The 16,704-nt window shown below is 39.8% G+C and carries 16 protein-coding genes; 8 read left to right on the top strand and 8 right to left on the bottom strand.

Features of this window, described 5'->3' with window-relative positions:
• Window positions 1–92: 92 nt before the first annotated feature.
• The 3 genes from EHQ62_RS12690 to EHQ62_RS12680 form a co-directional block, all read right to left on the bottom strand.
• Window positions 93–875, bottom strand: coding sequence for an enoyl-CoA hydratase/isomerase family protein (locus EHQ62_RS12690; RefSeq protein ID WP_135643295.1), 783 nt, complete (start codon window positions 873–875; stop codon window positions 93–95).
• A gap of 92 nt (window positions 876–967) precedes the next feature.
• Window positions 968–1,945: a response regulator gene (locus tag EHQ62_RS12685; protein WP_135643293.1), complete on the bottom strand. Its 978-nt coding sequence runs from the start codon at window positions 1,943–1,945 to the stop codon at window positions 968–970.
• A gap of 18 nt (window positions 1,946–1,963) precedes the next feature.
• Entirely contained in the window at window positions 1,964–3,313 is a 1,350-nt protein-coding gene (locus EHQ62_RS12680) for an EAL domain-containing protein (protein ID WP_135643291.1), read from the bottom strand.
• An 88-nt stretch (window positions 3,314–3,401) separates the two neighbouring features.
• Here EHQ62_RS12680 and EHQ62_RS12675 point away from each other — a divergent pair, with 88 nt between their 5' ends.
• Entirely contained in the window at window positions 3,402–3,647 is a 246-nt protein-coding gene (locus EHQ62_RS12675) for a GlsB/YeaQ/YmgE family stress response membrane protein (protein WP_135643289.1), read from the top strand.
• A 116-nt stretch (window positions 3,648–3,763) separates the two neighbouring features.
• On the opposite strand, the gene EHQ62_RS12670 is transcribed toward EHQ62_RS12675, so the two are convergent.
• A complete protein-coding gene (locus EHQ62_RS12670) occupies window positions 3,764–4,507 on the bottom strand; it encodes a YebC/PmpR family DNA-binding transcriptional regulator (RefSeq protein ID WP_135643287.1) in 744 nt (247 codons plus the stop codon).
• Window positions 4,508–4,630: 123 nt separating this feature from the next.
• Here EHQ62_RS12670 and EHQ62_RS12665 point away from each other — a divergent pair, with 123 nt between their 5' ends.
• Genes EHQ62_RS12665 through EHQ62_RS12650 form a run of 4 tightly spaced genes read left to right on the top strand, consistent with a single transcriptional unit; the run spans window position 4,631 to window position 8,713 of the window.
• The gene (locus EHQ62_RS12665) at window positions 4,631–5,797 is read left to right on the top strand and encodes an acyl-CoA dehydrogenase family protein (RefSeq protein WP_015677329.1); all 1,167 of its coding nucleotides are present in this window, start codon (window positions 4,631–4,633) and stop codon (window positions 5,795–5,797) included.
• Window positions 5,798–5,853: 56 nt separating this feature from the next.
• Window positions 5,854–6,423: an anthranilate synthase component II gene (locus EHQ62_RS12660; protein ID WP_135643285.1), complete on the top strand. Its 570-nt coding sequence runs from the start codon at window positions 5,854–5,856 to the stop codon at window positions 6,421–6,423.
• Window positions 6,420–8,315 carry an ABC transporter ATP-binding protein gene (locus EHQ62_RS12655; protein WP_135643283.1) on the top strand — a complete coding sequence of 632 codons (1,896 nt, stop codon included), beginning with the start codon at window positions 6,420–6,422 and terminating at the stop codon, window positions 8,313–8,315. The genes EHQ62_RS12660 and EHQ62_RS12655 overlap by 4 nt, the downstream gene beginning before the upstream one ends.
• Window positions 8,312–8,713, top strand: coding sequence for a response regulator (locus tag EHQ62_RS12650; protein WP_135643281.1), 402 nt, complete (start codon window positions 8,312–8,314; stop codon window positions 8,711–8,713). The genes EHQ62_RS12655 and EHQ62_RS12650 overlap by 4 nt, the downstream gene beginning before the upstream one ends.
• Here EHQ62_RS12650 and EHQ62_RS12645 read toward each other — a convergent pair.
• Complete coding sequence (locus EHQ62_RS12645; RefSeq protein WP_135643279.1) at window positions 8,700–10,574, bottom strand: HEAT repeat domain-containing protein; 1,875 nt, start codon at window positions 10,572–10,574, stop codon at window positions 8,700–8,702. The genes EHQ62_RS12650 and EHQ62_RS12645 overlap by 14 nt on opposite strands.
• 143 nt (window positions 10,575–10,717) lie before the next feature.
• Here EHQ62_RS12645 and hflX point away from each other — a divergent pair, with 143 nt between their 5' ends.
• A complete protein-coding gene (gene hflX / locus EHQ62_RS12640) occupies window positions 10,718–12,274 on the top strand; it encodes a GTPase HflX (protein WP_135643277.1) in 1,557 nt (518 codons plus the stop codon).
• Here hflX and EHQ62_RS12635 read toward each other — a convergent pair.
• Both EHQ62_RS12635 and EHQ62_RS12630 read right to left on the bottom strand, forming a co-directional pair.
• Complete coding sequence (locus EHQ62_RS12635; protein WP_135643275.1) at window positions 12,261–12,632, bottom strand: STAS domain-containing protein; 372 nt, start codon at window positions 12,630–12,632, stop codon at window positions 12,261–12,263. The genes hflX and EHQ62_RS12635 overlap by 14 nt on opposite strands.
• Before the next feature lie 4 nt (window positions 12,633–12,636).
• The gene (locus tag EHQ62_RS12630; protein ID WP_135643273.1) at window positions 12,637–13,920 is read right to left on the bottom strand and encodes a homoserine dehydrogenase; all 1,284 of its coding nucleotides are present in this window, start codon (window positions 13,918–13,920) and stop codon (window positions 12,637–12,639) included.
• 144 nt (window positions 13,921–14,064) lie between these two features.
• Here EHQ62_RS12630 and EHQ62_RS12625 point away from each other — a divergent pair, with 144 nt between their 5' ends.
• Window positions 14,065–14,724: a hypothetical protein gene (locus EHQ62_RS12625; RefSeq protein WP_135643271.1), complete on the top strand. Its 660-nt coding sequence runs from the start codon at window positions 14,065–14,067 to the stop codon at window positions 14,722–14,724.
• A gap of 3 nt (window positions 14,725–14,727) precedes the next feature.
• Here EHQ62_RS12625 and EHQ62_RS12620 read toward each other — a convergent pair whose 3' ends face one another.
• Window positions 14,728–15,339, bottom strand: coding sequence for a hypothetical protein (locus EHQ62_RS12620; protein ID WP_135643269.1), 612 nt, complete (start codon window positions 15,337–15,339; stop codon window positions 14,728–14,730).
• A gap of 94 nt (window positions 15,340–15,433) precedes the next feature.
• Between EHQ62_RS12620 and EHQ62_RS12615 the strand changes: the two genes are divergently transcribed.
• Window positions 15,434–16,702, top strand: a complete 1,269-nt coding sequence (locus EHQ62_RS12615) for a formylglycine-generating enzyme family protein (protein ID WP_135643267.1) — start codon at window positions 15,434–15,436, stop codon at window positions 16,700–16,702.
• Window positions 16,703–16,704: the final 2 nt, after the last annotated feature.

The following is a 16,704-nucleotide window of genomic DNA, read 5'->3' as shown; positions in this document are numbered from 1 at the left end:
GATTTCACTATAATTTTCGGCAAGTATGGTGAAAAGACTTATAAGAAATCAGGAGACAGAATTCTAGTCTCCTGACTTTCATTGAAGAACAGTTATTGGAAAACAGGTCTCCTTTTTTCTTTGAGTGCTGTCATTGCTTCCAGTAAATTTTCCACAACACCTGGCTGTTCAAATGATTTGGTTGTGTCAATTTTGTATTGTTCCAAGTTACGCAAAAGATTTGCATTCAATGTGTTTTTTGTCGCGCGGTAAGCAGAAGATGGTACTTTCGCAAGTGACTCTAATTTTTTCAAAGCAAGTTTTCTTACTTCTTCTGGAGTTGGAGCAATTTCATCGATAAGTCCAATTTTTTTCGCTTCAGGTGCTTTATAAATCGTTCCTTCCAAACAAACCTCAGCCCAGTACCTTGGTTCTACACACATCTTAATTCGATCAATAAAACTTGCAGGAAGTGGTAAACCAACATTCACTTCTGTAAATCCAATTCGACATTTACCATCTAACATGTATTTGAAATCGGAAGCCACTGTGATCACTGCACCTCCTCCCATTGCATATCCTGTCACTTCTGTGATGAGAGGTTTATCGAATTTCACAAGTTCTCCAAAAAGGAGAACGATGCCACCTACTTCGTCGATCAGTTTGTCTTTCGGTGTAGATAAAAGATTTTCCGCATCAAGTCCATTGCAGAAAAATTTTGGATTGTCTGTTGCAAAGATCACTCCTCTTTTTTTAGGATCTGCTTTAATTTCTTTTAAAATCTCACCTAGGTCTCTCATGTTGTGGCCTGTAAGTGAGTTTTGTTCATTCATTTGGAAGCGAATGATTTCAGCCTTTCCATTTGGTACATCAATTTCTTCTCTTTTATAGTTCATATATCTCTTCTTTTATCTTAAAATTCTTTAGGTTTGTTTACTATTTTCCGCATTGTTGGAATCTTGATTCGCTTTTGTGTTAAAGTTTATGGTTATTTTGATCCTTCTATAGGATTTGTATCTTGAAGATTGTTTTTTGTTTCGGAAGCAGAGGTTTGAGATGTTTCTGTTTGTTTCTCATCAGTGACTGGCGTGGGACTCAAACCAGCTGGATTGATTTCTACTTTGACATCTCCTAAATTGGTTGGAGGAACAGAAGGACTCTGCGCTGGTTCTTTATTGGAATCCTTTGCAAACTTCTCTTTTTTTTCTTTTTTTCTTTGTTCCTCTTTTTTTAACTCTTCCATTTTTACATATTCATCAAATTCGTTTGGTGCCATAAACACTAACATTCGTTCGTCGTCTTTTGCATGTTCAATAAAAGCACCCATATGTCGACCAGCAATAAAAATGATTTTATCGTGATTCTGAAATATTTTCATCACACGTTCGAAAACTTCTACTTCTTCTTTTCCTAGTTCCGGAACAACCCTGACATCAAAGCAGATCCTTTCTGCTTGGATCGATTTTAAAAAGTTGATCGTAAAAATCTTTTTAAATTCAGGGAAAACATATCGTTTCAAATTGGCACGGCATTGGAATAACACCCGGCCATGACCTCGGTCCACAACGACAAATGACACATTATCTCTTGTTTTGGAAGATTCGCTAAACTTATATTCTTCAATGTGAGAATGGATTCGATCTAGTAATGTCTGTTTAGCGAGTGGCTTAATCATGTAATCTGTAAAACCAAGTTTTTTATGATTAGCAATGAAGTTACTATCTTCTTTGGGTATCATTGCCAAAATTGGGATATTGTGAGTGATCACATCTCGGCGGAGTTCTAATATAAATTCTAGTTCCTTTTTGTCTTTAAAGGTTAAACCCATTAAGATGATATCAGGATTGGAAGATTTAACATACTCTTGTACTGTCTGTGAAAACTTGGTAATGACAACACGTTGGCGTAATCCCAAAAATATATTTTCCAAATCTTGTGAGGAATTTGGATCATTTTCGATAGCCATGATAAAATGCATAAAATTCTAAATGAGTCCTTCTTCAGATGCTACGAGGAACAAGTTCCCAACTTTCTTTTGTTTTTCCGATAAAATTTTGTCAGACAGGACTTCTTTCACAACATCTTCGTGAATGGAATGGAGTAAATCAAAATCCCTTTTGTAATCGGTAACCGTCATTTTTCCAAATAAGATATTGGCTTGGAATTGATAAATTTGGTGTTCCATTAGGAAATTTAAAGTATCAAAATCTTCAACAGCCTCGGCAGTGATGACCGCTTCTCGGTTGTCTGCCAAACGTTTGCAATAATCGATGAAAGCTAAATTGTCCAAAAATTTAATTTGGTCCTCTTCGATTTTAAATTTAAAACTGATAGGATCTAATTTGAATTCTTTGATCATAATTCCCAGGTCGAGTACAATCTGATGAGACTGACTTTTGACTCCAAAGTCATCAGCCGCGAAACTCATTCCGTGAGAATAAAATGCATGGCACACGTCTTTTAAATGGAATTTTGATTCGTCATATGGTTTTTCCACGAGTTCAAAACGAACATTCTCGGGAGATAGGTCTTTGCTTAGGATGAGTTTTTTTAATCGGTCAACTCTGTCGTTTTGAGAAAAAGTATCTATCAGTGATTGAGGCGAAATATTAAATTTTAAAAGTCCAGGTGCGCCTTCACAAGCAATGATGAGTTTTTCTAAAATCAATAGTTCAATGCGATTGATATCTTGGTCAGAAGGAATGTCATTGATTAAATCTTTATAACCAATATAAGCCCCCCCTCCCAAAAACACTTCCCCACCTTTTACCGAATAGGTTTTGTCTTTTGGATTGAAGATCACGGTTGGTTGGATCATGGCTTCATGTACGGAGCCAGATATGTATGTATTGGCCTTATTGTAATAGGTCCAACTCCAACGGACTAAGTTATCGTTTAGATTTTTTTCTGATGACTTAAAGAGTTCAGTAAAAATCTCTTCGTTATCAGAGATAAAGTTAGATTGAGTTCGGGAAACACCAAAGTGAAAGGAAACAATTTTATTCTGCAAGCATTGTTGTTGGAATTTCCCTACTGAGTTTTCAATATTGGGAAATTTTTCAATGTCCCATTCAAATAATGGTGAGATCCCCATTAACAAGATGTTTTGTTTTTCCAAGTAATGGAACCCAAAACAAATATCTTCCAAGTCCAAACAGGAATAAAATTCAGTGCGTAATAAATCTAAAAATTCGGTTAATTCTATGCCAGTGATATTTTCGAATCGGATGAGAAAGAGTGGTTTTCCTTTATTTTCTTCGATGAAATGTTTTTTAAACACTTCCAAGTCTTTCATTCCAAAATAATAGGGACCTGTTAATAGTTGATTTTTCAAATGTTACCTTCGTATATGAATTGATTCTTTAACGACGTCTTGTAATTTTATGAGAATTCAATAGAAAAGGCAACAAGGATAGTCACTTATGTTTAGTTTTATTTGGTTTTTACTCATCGGACTTGCGGCAGGTTGGCTTGCAGGTCGAATCCTTAGAGGGAAAGGTTTTGGAATCATTGCCAATTTAGTGATTGGTGTGGTGGGTTCGTTTTTAGGAGGAATCGTGTTTGGTTTACTTGGTTTCCGTTCTTATGGAATCATTGCCGAACTCATTGTCGCCGTTATCGGAGCGATCCTTTTGATTTTCATCGCAGGGATCATCAAGAAAAAATAAACCAAAGAGAAGGAACCAATTCGTTCCTTGTAGCGAAGTTTAGGAACTGGTGATGGTTCTGACAGGGAGACATAAATCCCTGTCTATCGGTTGATTTTGTAAGGTTAGTCACAGCATCAATCGAGTTCGATACCTTCACCTAACTCAAAATTGGAACTCACACCTTGCACATCATCGTTTGCTTCCAAGTTCTCAATCAATTTCATTACTTTTTCAGCAGTCTCTTTATCGTTCACTTCCACGGTAGTCATCGGGATGTATTTGATTTCCGATTCTTCCATGTTCAAACCTTTTGTCGAAAGGGCTGACTGAACTGCTTCGTAATCGGCAGGTGATGTAAGCACCACATACATCCCATCGTTCACTTGGATGTCTTCCGCTCCAGCACCGAGCGCCAAATCAAATAACGCTTCTTCCGAAATTTGGTCCGCTTTGAGAGTGAGTTGGCCTTTTCTTTCGAACAAACGAGAAACAGCCCCCGCATTGGCTAGGGAACCTCCAAGTTTTGTTAAAATACTTTTGATTTCGGGAGTTGTACGGGATTTTTTATCGGTGAGGACATCCACCATGATGGCAACTCCACCGGGTGCATAACATTCATAGAGACACTCTTCATACACCATGCCTTCCAATCCACCCGTTCCCTTTTTGATGGCACGTTCGATATTGTCTTTCGGCATATTCGCGGCTTTTGCTTTTGTCACCGCTAATCGGAGTCGTGGGTTTCCTTCTTGGTCCCCTCCACCTTCTTTGGCCGCCACAGAAATTTCTTTGGCTATCCTTGTAAAGATGGCGCCTCTTTTGGCGTCAATGGCTCCCTTTTTTCTCCGAATCGTCGCCCATTTCGAGTGTCCTGACATTGTTGTCTCCCATGGCTAGGATTTTGGATTCAAAAGATTTTTCAACAGATTTAAGTCGCCCTAGTTTCTTGACTCATAGAGAAAATTCCAAAGTACTGTAAAAAAACATCCATAAGGCAACCCATGATCGACTTTTCAATCACCGATGAACAAAAAGCCCTCCGCGATTTAGCCAGAGATTTCGCAAAAAATGAAATGATTCCGAAAGCGGAACACCATGACCACACTGGTGAGTACCCGAAAGAAATTTTGAAAAAAGCATTCGATGTGGGACTCATGAATATGCACATCCCTGCCGAATACGGTGGAGCAGGACTTGGGGTTTTAGACGAACTCATCGCTTCCGAAGAATTATTTTATGGATGTTCTGGGATGGCGACTGCAATCCTTGCAAACAATCTCGCACTCGCACCCGTGTTACTTGGTGCTGATGATTACGTGATGAAAAAATTCATCCAACCAATGTCTGAAAACTTTACACTTGCTGCGTATGCTGTAACAGAGCCAGGTGCTGGTTCCGATGTTGCTGGTATCCGCACAACTGCAAAACGTGTGGGAGATGAATACATCATCAATGGATCCAAAATGTGGATCACAAACGCAGGTCATGCTGATTGGTTTTTTGTATTAGCAAAAACTGATCCAAATGCAGGACACAAAGGGATGACTGGATTTATCGTGGATGCCAAAACTCCTGGAATCATCATCGGCAAAAAAGAAAAGAATATGGGACAACGTTGTTCCGACACTCGCGGTGTTACCTTTGAAGATGTAAAAGTTCCAAAAGAAAATATGATCGGTAAGGAAGGGGAAGGTTTCAAAATTGCAATGGGTGCTTTTGACCAAACTCGACCAGCCGTTGCGATCGGTGCCGTTGGAGTGGCTCGTGCGGCACTCGACCATTCCATTCGTTATGCAAACACTCGTAATGCGTTCGGAAAACCAATTTCCGTAAACCAAGGTGTTAGCTTTATGATCGCTGAGATGGCTCGCGACATCGAAGCAGGCCGTTTGCTTTGCTGGCAATCTGCTTGGCTCATCGACAATGGATTCCGTAACACATACCAAGCTTCGATTGCAAAAGTTTTCTGTGCTGATATGGCGATGCGAGTCACAACGGATGCAGTTCAAATTTTTGGTGGATACGGATTCAACGAAGAATACCCAGTTGAGAAATTGATGCGTGATGCAAAAATTTTCCAAATCTACGAAGGAACTTCACAAATCCAAAGAGTGATCATTTCGAAATTCCTCAACGACGGAGTTGGGATCGAAACTCCAAACGCTTAAAAGTTGGAATTGGGATCGGTGGATTAGAATTTCAGCTCCACTGGTCCTATCCTAGTATGTTTTTGCTCATCGATAACTACGATTCATTCACCTATATTTTATACCAATACCTCAACAAAATCGCACCTACAACCGTTATGCGAAATAATGAAACTCTCCCATTGGATTTGGAACAAAAATTTAAAGCAGTTGTATTATCTCCGGGACCTGGTTTGCCAAAAACATCAGGGAAATTAGTTTCACATTTTAATCATTTGTATCCCAAGTTACCTGTACTCGGAATTTGTCTCGGGCATCAAACCATTGCGGAAACCTTCGGCGCAAAATTGGAACAAACAAAAGACATCCATCATGGAAGGCCTTCTCCCATTGAACATTCGGGAGAGGGACTTTTTAAAAAAATTCCCAATCGATTTTTAGCAAATCGTTACCATTCCTGGGCTGTGTCAAAACTGAATTTTCCCGAGGAATTGGAAGTGACAGCAGAAACAAAAGATGGTGTGATCATGGGAATTCGTCACAGAAAATGGAAAAAGGTTTTTGGGGTTCAATTCCATCCTGAATCCATCCTCACGGAACATGGTGAGACCTTACTTCGTAACTTCTATGAGGAAGTTCAAACATGAAATATTTTTTAAGATTACTGAGTTATAGCGTACATTATAGACAAAGATTTGTATTAGGACTCATCTTTGCTTTGTTAACTGCTGTCCTCAATGGAATCTCTCTTACTGCTTTAATTCCCCTCTTTGATTCTCTTGGAAGTGATAAAAACAATAGGTTTCACTTAGATCTCACCCTACCAGAAAAAACCATTTTGGTACAAGAAGTGTTACTTGGTGAAGATAGCCTTGATGGACTCGAACGTATTAAAAGAGTGATCATCTCTTTTAAACTCCAAGTTAACGATTACACCAAAGACATGGAACCCAAAGAAGTGGTTTGGGCTGTATGCATTGCAGTATTTCCATTTTATCTATTGAAACTTGGAACCTATTTATTATCCGTATATTGTATTGCAACGGCAGGTTATAAAGCTGTCCGTGATATAAGGCAAGAACTATTCCAAAAAGTGCAGAAACTACCGCTCACCTACTTTTATAAAGAAAAAACAGGGTTAATCATGAGCCGTGTTATCAACGATGCAGAAATTGTTGCCGCAGTGATTTCAAGTAACTTACGTGATGCGGTCATTAATTTCTTTTATGTTTTAACACATTTGGTCATTTTAATTTATTTAAATTCGGAACTATTGATTTTAGCATGTTTGACAGTGCCTGTTGTGATTTTACCAGTCACACTTTTCACTCGAAAAATTTCCTCTTCCACAGCAAGGTTCCAAGAAAAAATAGCAGATCTAAACGGCCATATCCAGGAGTTTATTTCCGGTATCAAAGTCATCCGTACGTTTCGGCAAGAAACCCAAGACCTCAAAAAATTTGATAACATCAACCAAAAGGTATATCGCCGTACGTTTAAAGGCCAATTTTACTTACAAATGGCGCCGAGCCTTGTAGAATTGACTTCTTCCATTGTGGTACTCGGTTATTTTGCGTTAGGTGCCAAATTTATATATTCAGGTAAATTCACGCAAGGTGAGTTTATGGCATTCCTTTTGACTTTATTATTTTTAATGCGGCCACTCACTCAACTTTCCCAAATGGTTGGTAAAATTACCCAAGCCAATTCCGCGGGAAAACGAATTTTTGAAATCATCGATCGTGACCCAGAAGTCATCGAACATGGTGATGAAACTGTATTGGAAAAAATCACCGATGGGATCAAGTTTGAAGACATCCATTTTTCGTATCCTGGAACAAACCAAGAAGTTCTGAGAGGGATCAATTTAGATATCAAACTTGGTGAAACCTATGCCTTTGTCGGAACTAGTGGATCTGGTAAATCAACGATGATGGATTTGATTCCACGATTTTTTGATCCAACTTCGGGGAAAATTACAATCGATGGAATCGATATCAAACAATACTCCCTTAAGTCTTTGCGTAAGAAAATTGGAATTGTGACACAAGAAATTTTTCTCTTCCATGGAACTGTTGCAGAAAACATCGCTTATGGAACCGGTGCGGCGACAAGAAAGGAAGTGGTGAGAGCCGCTCGTTTGGCCAATGCCCATGACTTCATTACCAAAATGGAACATGGTTACGATACCATGATTGGAGTCCGTGGTTTGGATTTGAGTGGCGGCCAAAGGCAACGTTTAGTCATTGCTCGTGCTTTGTTACGAAATGCAGAGATTATGATTTTAGATGAAGCAACAAGTGCATTGGACGCTGAATCAGAACGACTGGTGAGCCGCGCATTAGAACGACTCTTCCAAAATCGTACTACATTTATCATTGCCCATAGATTATCTACCGTTAGGCGAATCAAAAACATAGTTGTGATCGAAGAAGGTGAAATTAAGGAACAAGGAGACCATGATTCCTTACTCCAACGGAATGGAATTTATAAGAAGTTATATGATAGCCAATTTGCGGATGCGGAGATCCAAATATGAAAAAAGTATTAATTGTCGATGATAACGACCGCTATGCGAATAATTTAAAATTGTATTTTGACCAAAAAAATATCCAATCAGATCGTGCTGTCGATGCCAAAGAAGGTTGGGATCTGTTTCAAAAATCTCCAAATTATGATATGATTGTTTCCGATGTCACCATGGAAACCCAAACCTCAGGTCTGTGGATGATGCGTAATATCTACAAATCAGGGTACAAGGGAGTGATGGTCATTGCATCCACTGGGTTTGATGTTTGGGGTGTGATGCCTTTTTCAGCTTATTTTTTAACTTGGTTTTGTGGTTTGCATTGGATGATTCCAAAGGTTCCACTCAAACAAGGGACGGTGGAGTGGGTGCCCACCATCCTTTCGAAAGGAAAAATCAATCCTTTTTAGGGAGTTTCACTTCCTTTTCTGGATTGAATAGATTTTTGTGTTTTCCTTTTTTTAACTGAGAATACTTACCAGAATTCCCATCACTTCCTAATTGTTTCACTTCAATGATGTCAATTTTTGGATAAAACACCCAACCGGAAACAAAGGCACTCCTCGCACCGGGTAAGGTAGATTCCATTTTTACTTGGATGTATTTGTCGGTGACAATGTTTTCACCCATACGAACCGCAAATTCCTTTTTGGTTTCTGATAAAATGAGGCCAATTTCCTTTTCTTTGATATAGGAAATTGGTTTGGACCTTTCGTTAGCTTCAGCCCTTAGGTAATCATCTTCTACTAAGATGATTGCATATTTCCCAAATGCTTTTCTTTGTAACAGTGACTCACCAATTCGTTTTGTAAATTTTTCATCTGTTAACGATTCATTCAATCGAATCAAAGCAAATGTTGCCGATAAGGAAGGATTCTTTGTGATTTCGTCAATGGCCAATAAAGCGAGTGTTGGATCTTCAGTTGCGACTCGCTCTAAGATTCGTAAACTTTCGCGGCTTCCGTGAATGGCAAGGGCTTCGATCGCTGCTTCTTTGATTTCTGGTTCTTGGGATTTCAAAAAACGATCAAAAATTTCAACATCCGCATCTAATTTATGGTAGGCGAGTCCTCTTAGAGCACCAGAAACAATGACAACATATTCAGAAGCAATCCCTTGTGTTAAAATCAATTCACGGCCGGCTGGGTCTTTTGTTTTGCCAAGGCCTTCAAAGCTAACGGAGATCACTTCTGGGTCTTCTGCTTTGGTTCCTGCGATAAAATAGGATAAAGATCGTTTGTCGCCTAAATCGGATAATGCTTTGTAAGCCGCAGGTCTCACTTGGTAGCCGTCTTTGTTAATGGCTGTTTGTAAGGCAACTCTCCCTGCTTTTAATCGACCAAGAGCGAGGGCCGCTGCGGAACGAACCCTTGGAATGGGATGGGTTGCTAAAATTTTCTCTAGGTATTTTGGTTTTCTATAGTATTCCCAACGAAATACCTGCACAAGACCATTTCGGATTTGTTCCGTGTATTCCTTGTCTTTTTTTTCTTCATCAGAAAGGACTTCTTCCTCTTCCTTTTTCACCATTTCATCAATTTGTTCGGTGGCTTTTCCAGTAACTTTTGTTTTGCGATTCAAACGTTTGATGGAAATTTTTTTGGAAGGGTCTTCCTTTTTCACTGAAACTTTTTCAGGTTTTTTTTGGGTTTCAGAATCTGACTCGATGAGGATTGGATCAGCTGTTTCAGGTTTCACATCCATTTCTGCGATGTCACGGCCCTGATTGTAGTTACTGGAATCAGCTCTAAGATTACGGATCGCATTTTGGATCCCAATGGCCTTTGGGCTATATTGTTGTAAGGATTCTAAGATTGTCCCTAATTCCCGAGTCACTCTTCCAATTGTGGGTCCGTCAAAATCATTGGGAGTGCTATCAATCAGTGATTGGTTGGTTTGGATGAGTTCCGGAAGTCGCGTGATGACAGAAGGTAAATCTTCTTCCAAATAAGCCGCTGCTTGCATTTCCTTTTCAACTGGTTCCCCTACAGTTTTTTTGCTATCGGCTCGTAATGCAATATTTTCGCCAAATTCCAATAAGGCGATCGTTTTATGGGCTTCTTCAATAAAGGTATCATATTTACGATTTTTTGTAACGGGGATGATTACATTTTTTGATTTATGAGGATCGAGTTCACTGCCTTGGTATTCGCGATACTTTGGTGAAACATCTGTTAACTGAAAGGGTTTGGTGCTGGTACATCCAACGAAAAGGAATAAGACCACCCATAAACTGCCTTTCCAAATTATGTCTTGACCCTTTTGAAACATATGATAGCCTACTTCCATACTTTGAATATCGGATACGTACTATAAGTAAAATTAGCGGCAACCTCGCCGGTCTCAAGCCAAACCAACTAAAAAAGTTAAAATCTCTCTCGGAAAGGCGACTTCGGGAGGATTCGATCATCTCCATGGAGCTTGCACGCCTTGTTGGAGAGATTTCTGTCGAAATTGGTAGGCAGGTTGGACTTCTCATTGAGAGGACTGGTTATGTCACTCATCTCATTGTCGGCAATGACCACTCCATCGAAATTCCCCATTTGGATCGTTACCGTGTTGCCCACTCACGCCTTCGCGGCCTACGTCTCTTTCATACTCATCTCAAAGAACAGCCGTTAAATCAAGAAGATTTGATGGACTTAGTGCTGAACCGATTTGATTCCATTACGGCGGCTTGCGTGGACAAAGAGGGGATTCCTAAATTCTTTTTTTCCGCCTTTATCAATCCAGATCCAGATGCAAAAGAACCATGGATCCTATCTCCCAAACAATACCCTGGCCAAATTAAGTATGGATATTCGGAACAAGTAGAAGCACTAGAATCCGAATTCACCAAAAAAACATCCAACCTCAAAGAATCTCAAGAAGAAAACAGAGCCTTCCTTGTGGGTGTGTATGATGTGAGGAAGATGAAACGTTCTCCTGAACACTCCATGGATGAGTTAAAAGAACTCTGTCGTACTGCCGGAATTCATGTGGTTGATACTTATGTACAAAAAAGAGACCCAGACCCACGCACAGTTGTGGGAAAAGGTAAGTTACAAGAAATCATTTTAACATCCGTTCACAAAGACATTGAACATTTGATTTTTGATTTGGAACTCACTCCTTCCCAAGCCAAAAAAATTTCCGATGCCAGTGATCTAAAGATCATTGATCGTACCCAACTCATTTTGGATATTTTTTCTAAAAATGCAAAATCGAGGGATGGAAAACTACAAGTAGAACTTGCCCAGCTGAAGTATCTTAAAAATCGATTGTCCGAACTGGATGACAATATGAGCCGCCTAACGGGTGGAATCGGTGGTAGGGGACCTGGGGAAACCAAATTAGAAATTGGAAACAGACGTGTGGAAGAAAAAATCAATCGTTTGGAAAACGAATTGAAAGATCTCAAACGAAGAAGGGAACTCAATCGTAAGTCTCGTTCTCGTAACGAAATTCCCATTGTGGGGATTGTGGGTTACACCAATGCAGGAAAATCAACCCTTCTCAATGCCCTAACCAATTCGACTGTCATTGCAGAAGATAAACTCTTTGCAACCTTAGACCCAACAACACGAAGGATTCGGTTTCCCGAAGAAAGAGAAATCATCATCTCCGATACTGTTGGATTTATCCATGATCTGCCTCCCGATTTATCGCAGGCCTTCAAGGCCACATTGGAAGAATTAGGTGATGCTGATTTACTATTACATGTAGTTGATGTCACAAACCCAAATTACTCAGAACAAATGGATGCTGTTGATACAATTCTCAATTCCTTACAATTGAATGAGATCCCAAGAATGGTGGTATTTAACAAAGCAGATGGTTTGGATGAGGAAACTCGCGAAAACTTACAAAAAAACGGATCCTTACTTGTGTCCGCTGTGACGAGAGAAGGCCTTTCTCGCCTATTAGATTTGATTGAATATGAAATTTGGAGGAAACAGGAACAAAAACAATTAGAAGTTACGTCCAGTTGAGGATGGCTTCTTCTTTGGAATGGTGGATATGCACTTTTTTGGGTAGGTCCATGAGTTGGATCACATTCTCTAGAAAATGATTTAGGCCCCCAATCCGAATTTTCCCATTTTGATTTTCCACTGTTTTGATGATTCCAATAAGTGTTGCGACCCCAATGCTATTGATGTACTCCAATTTCTTTAGGTCCAAAATGATTTGGTAAATCCCACCTTCGAATACCGAAGAAATACTCCGATTGATTTCGTAAGCATTGGTGTTTGTGATTTGACCAATAAAGGAAACAACCTGCACTGTTTCCCCTTTGATTGGAATGGATTCCGTTTCAATTGTGAGTGAAGGGAATGTAAACGTAGCCATAGGTTTAGAGGTTCTCCAATAACCGAATCGCTACCGTCTTCTGTTTGATGATGTTTGTCATAGTATCAATTTCCAGTAACGATTTTTGGAATTCTCCTTCGGTTGCAGCATGAGTGACAACAATCACAGAAACGGGTTCCGAAGAGGATTCCTTTTGTTGGACGGAGGCAATGGAAATATTATGACGCCCTAAAATTTGCGAAATTTCAGCAAGCACTCCTGGTTTGTCGACTGTCGAGAAACGAAGGTAATACCGTACTAAATTTTCTGGTTCTGGGAAACGTTTCCCTTCTGGAAATAAATTATTCTCTTTTGCGATGTCCTTACTACCAAGTCTTGATGCATAGTAAATGATATCTGAGAGGACTGCACTTGCGGTTGGCATCCCACCAGCACCCTTTCCAGTCATCATCCCTGAATCTGCTTCTTTTGTTTTATAAAACACAGCATTGGATTCGTTCATTACGTTGGCAAGGGGGTGGTCGAGCGGAACAAGAGTTGGGTGCACTTTCGTTAAAATTCCCGCCGAACTTCGTTTAGAGATACCTAAAAGTTTGATTCGGTAACCAAGTGAAAGTGCCGCCTGGATGTCCATAGATTGTAATTCAGAAATCCCTTTGACCGATACAGATTCGAAGGATACAAATTCGCGAAACGCAAGGCTTGCTAACAAACTGATTTTATGACCGGCATCAATCCCTTCGACATCGAAGGTTGGATCCGCTTCTGCAAATCCAAGTTCTTGTGCTTTTTTTAATGCCGTTGCATAATCCCAAGATTCTTGTTCCATCTTGGTTAAAATAAAATTGGTAGTTCCATTCAGAATCCCACAAATCACTTCAAATTCACACGAGGCGAGCCCATCTCGTAAGGTTCGAATGATGGGAATGGAGCCTGCAACCGCCGCTTCGTATCCTATTTCCACTTCTGATTTTTCAGCGATTGCGTAGAGTTCTCGGCCTTTTTCGGATAACAATGCCTTGTTTGCGGTGATGACTGATTTGCCATTTTCCAATGCGGAGCGAACGGCTTGGTAAGCGGTGTCTGTTCCGCCTATCAATTCAACAATCATATCAATATCCGAACGTTTTGTAACGGAAAGCACATCTTCAGTCACAGGGATGTTCGTTTTTCCTTGGAGTTTTCCCGGGCTACGGGTCGCAATGGCTGTTAGTTGTAAGTTGATTCCATAATGACGTTGGATTTTTTCTCGGTTTTTGTCCAAGAGTTGGAGTAGACTTGTGCCGACAACTCCGGCACCCAATAGACCAATGCGAACTTCTTTCATCTAGGATCATGATTTCTTAGGAGAAACGGAAACACACTTAAAAAAATTTTAAAAAAAAACAAAATTGAGAAGAAGTTCTTCAGCTTTTTTTGATTTTATGTGATAACTATAATTAGAATTGTCTCGGCAATAAGGATTATCATTATGGCAACGAAAAAATCATCATCTGCCGCTAAGAAGAAGGCTGTTAAAAAAGCGGCCAAGAAAACAAATACGGTTAAGAAACAATCTACAAGAAATGAGAGTGCATCACTCTTCGGAAATGACGAGTCGGCGCAAGCTTCTCTACAATCGCCTGTTTCCCATTCCGAAAGTTCTGATCATGGAACAAAAGAATCTGGAAATGGTGTGTATCTATTTTTAGTATTAGCGGGAATTATCGCGATCGGATACCTCGGGTATGTCAAATACCTCAAACCAAAGACCCCTACAGCGACCACACAAGTAGAAACATCCAAAACTCCGGCGGATGCCCAAACAAAACCAGTTGCTGATGCAGCTGAGAAAAAAGTGGAAGAAGCTCCAAAAGAAGTATCAACTGCTGGTTTCCTCACCGACAAAATTGCTTCCAAAAAGTTCACAGAAGCAGCTGCGTATTGCAAATCAGTTGGTGGAGTGGTTCCTTCTAAAGATGATTTGGTGAAATTTGCACAAACAGCGCCAAATGAAATCAAAACAAGCGAAGACAAGTTTTGGACAAAAACTGAAGTGGATAAGAAGTCTGGTTTGGCTTACCGTTTTTCCAATGGAAAGGCGCCAAAAGTTGACAAGGCAACTTCCCTTAAGGTTCTCTGTAAAAACTAATCTCTAACGAGAGTTTGATTGGATCGGGGCAAGGATTTCTCTTCTGATTTTGAGAGCAAGGTCAGTGGAAGCAAACATCTGCCCCGAACCATCTGTTAAATAAAAACTATCTTTCGCCCTTCCTGTTTCAAAATCCGTTTCAATGGTTGCACTTAAGATATTGATTTGGTTTTGCATTAGGATTCTCGAAACATAATACAACAAACCTCTACCCGCACTACTTTCTAGGTACATGCAGGTTTGTTTTTTTTCAGGTAAGTCTGAAAAAATAAACTCTGGTGTTTCCTTAAAAAAAGTCGCAATGGCTGGTTCTTGGATTTGCAATTTCTCTAAGATTTCTTCAAATTTCGCATTTTTCGAGAAAACAGAGTCCATCATCATTCCCAATTGGAAAGCGGCTTTCGTTGTGTCACCATCATCTGCCTGTAAAATAAACGAATCGATCGTATATTCATTTCCTTGTTCAATGACTGTGCTGAGTTCACCCGAAAGGATGTCCATTTTGAGCGCATAAATGATGGTCGCAATCCTATGAAAGGTTCCAATTTGTGTGGAATCTGTTTTTAAGGAAATGAGGATGTTTTCTTTTTCCCGTTTGTATTGAAACTCAATCAATGTGGCATTTCCTTTTCCCACTGATTGTATACAGGCACAAGAAATTTCAATCAAAAGGTTTCGGCGAAATCGGCCGATGATGATAAAAGACAGTATGAAAAAATTACTATTGGTTCTATTCGTTTTGGGGATTTTCTTCACACCCCTTGTTTCCGAAGAAGAAACGTCGGAAGAATCACCCTTCGCTACGACAAAAAAGAAAGTCCAACTCTGGAAAGGGGAAGTGGTTGGTGTTTACAAAAATCGACTTTGGATCAAAGTTCGGATTTATCGAAATCAAAAGATATCCAAGTATTCCGTCTCTGAATTAAAATCTCTTTTTAGCGAAACGAAAGAGTTTCCAGTTTACCAAAAACTTACCCAACTCAAACAAGGACTTCTCATTGTTAGGGATACAATTTGGGAAGAAAAAAATATCAATCAAAACAATAAATTCATTGAAGTTGTGTTAGTTGGAGATTATAAACCAGATCCTACTTCCAAGATGAAGGAAATCACAACGGATGCCTACATCTCAAGTTATGTGGAAGAAGATTTTTTTACAGAACCAGATGCCTTTTTTAAAGGAAGGTATACTTCCCCCAGGAAAACAGTTTTCCATCCCAAAGACAGAAAGGAGATGGTCTTAGTTTCCAGAGGATTATTTTTGTACGGCCAAGGAACAGACCCTTCTTCTGATAGTTTCAATCCTTATTTTTTAGAACCAAAAGCATCCAATCTAAAAGAGATCCCATCGTTTTACATTGATAAGTATGAAGTCACAAATGCGGAATATGATTTCTTTTTAAAACAAACGAATACAAAGGCACCGCCCCATTGGATTGGAGGGAGATACCCTGACGGAGAAGGTGAACATCCAGTGGTCCATCTTACCTACCGCGAAGTCGAACGTTATGCGTCGTGGGCTGGCAAACGAATTCCCACAGAATGGGAATGGGAAAAGGCAGCAAGGGGTCCAGGAGTCGTAGAATATACAAACCGAGATGAAACATTAGGATACCAAATCACGGCCACCAAATACCCTTTTGGTGATGAATATGATTCCCTTTATTGTAATACAAGAGAATCAAAATTGGGAAAAACACAATCGGTAATGGAACTTTCAACAGAAGGGGCAAGTCCTTATGGAGCGATCGGTATGTGTGGGAATGCGCCAGAGTGGACTTCGAGTGACTACCAATTGTATCCAGGGCATCATATCAAAAACTTTTCCTTTGGGAAAATTTACAAAGTGGTGAGAGGTGGTTCGTATTCGGACTCTGCAAAAAATGCAACAGCTAGTGCAAGGTCCTATGGAGGGATTCCAAACCTAAGCGAAGATAGGCGAGCAGGATTTCGATTGGTTATGGATTACAGAGATTAAGT

This window comes from Leptospira jelokensis (assembly GCF_004769635.1).
Lineage (GTDB): Bacteria > Spirochaetota > Leptospiria > Leptospirales > Leptospiraceae > Leptospira_A > Leptospira_A jelokensis.
This window is presented reverse-complemented; position numbering and strand designations above follow the sequence as displayed.

What these genes read in the sequence shown, in the direction of transcription:
- EHQ62_RS12690 (WP_135643295.1), bottom strand. Translation starts at nt 875, where the DNA reads ATGAACTATAAAAGAGAAGAAATTGATGTACCAAATGGAAAGGCTGAA.
- EHQ62_RS12685 (WP_135643293.1), bottom strand. Translation starts at nt 1,945, where the DNA reads ATGGCTATCGAAAATGATCCAAATTCCTCACAAGATTTGGAAAATATA.
- EHQ62_RS12675 (WP_135643289.1), top strand. Translation starts at nt 3,402, where the DNA reads ATGTTTAGTTTTATTTGGTTTTTACTCATCGGACTTGCGGCAGGTTGG.
- EHQ62_RS12670 (WP_135643287.1), bottom strand. Translation starts at nt 4,507, where the DNA reads ATGTCAGGACACTCGAAATGGGCGACGATTCGGAGAAAAAAGGGAGCC.
- EHQ62_RS12665 (WP_015677329.1), top strand. Translation starts at nt 4,631, where the DNA reads ATGATCGACTTTTCAATCACCGATGAACAAAAAGCCCTCCGCGATTTA.
- EHQ62_RS12660 (WP_135643285.1), top strand. Translation starts at nt 5,854, where the DNA reads ATGTTTTTGCTCATCGATAACTACGATTCATTCACCTATATTTTATAC.
- EHQ62_RS12655 (WP_135643283.1), top strand. Translation starts at nt 6,420, where the DNA reads ATGAAATATTTTTTAAGATTACTGAGTTATAGCGTACATTATAGACAA.
- EHQ62_RS12650 (WP_135643281.1), top strand. Translation starts at nt 8,312, where the DNA reads ATGAAAAAAGTATTAATTGTCGATGATAACGACCGCTATGCGAATAAT.
- EHQ62_RS12645 (WP_135643279.1), bottom strand. Translation starts at nt 10,574, where the DNA reads ATGTTTCAAAAGGGTCAAGACATAATTTGGAAAGGCAGTTTATGGGTG.
- hflX (WP_135643277.1), top strand. Translation starts at nt 10,718, where the DNA reads ATGGAGCTTGCACGCCTTGTTGGAGAGATTTCTGTCGAAATTGGTAGG.
- EHQ62_RS12635 (WP_135643275.1), bottom strand. Translation starts at nt 12,632, where the DNA reads ATGGCTACGTTTACATTCCCTTCACTCACAATTGAAACGGAATCCATT.
- EHQ62_RS12630 (WP_135643273.1), bottom strand. Translation starts at nt 13,920, where the DNA reads ATGAAAGAAGTTCGCATTGGTCTATTGGGTGCCGGAGTTGTCGGCACA.
- EHQ62_RS12625 (WP_135643271.1), top strand. Translation starts at nt 14,065, where the DNA reads ATGGCAACGAAAAAATCATCATCTGCCGCTAAGAAGAAGGCTGTTAAA.
- EHQ62_RS12615 (WP_135643267.1), top strand. Translation starts at nt 15,434, where the DNA reads ATGAAAAAATTACTATTGGTTCTATTCGTTTTGGGGATTTTCTTCACA.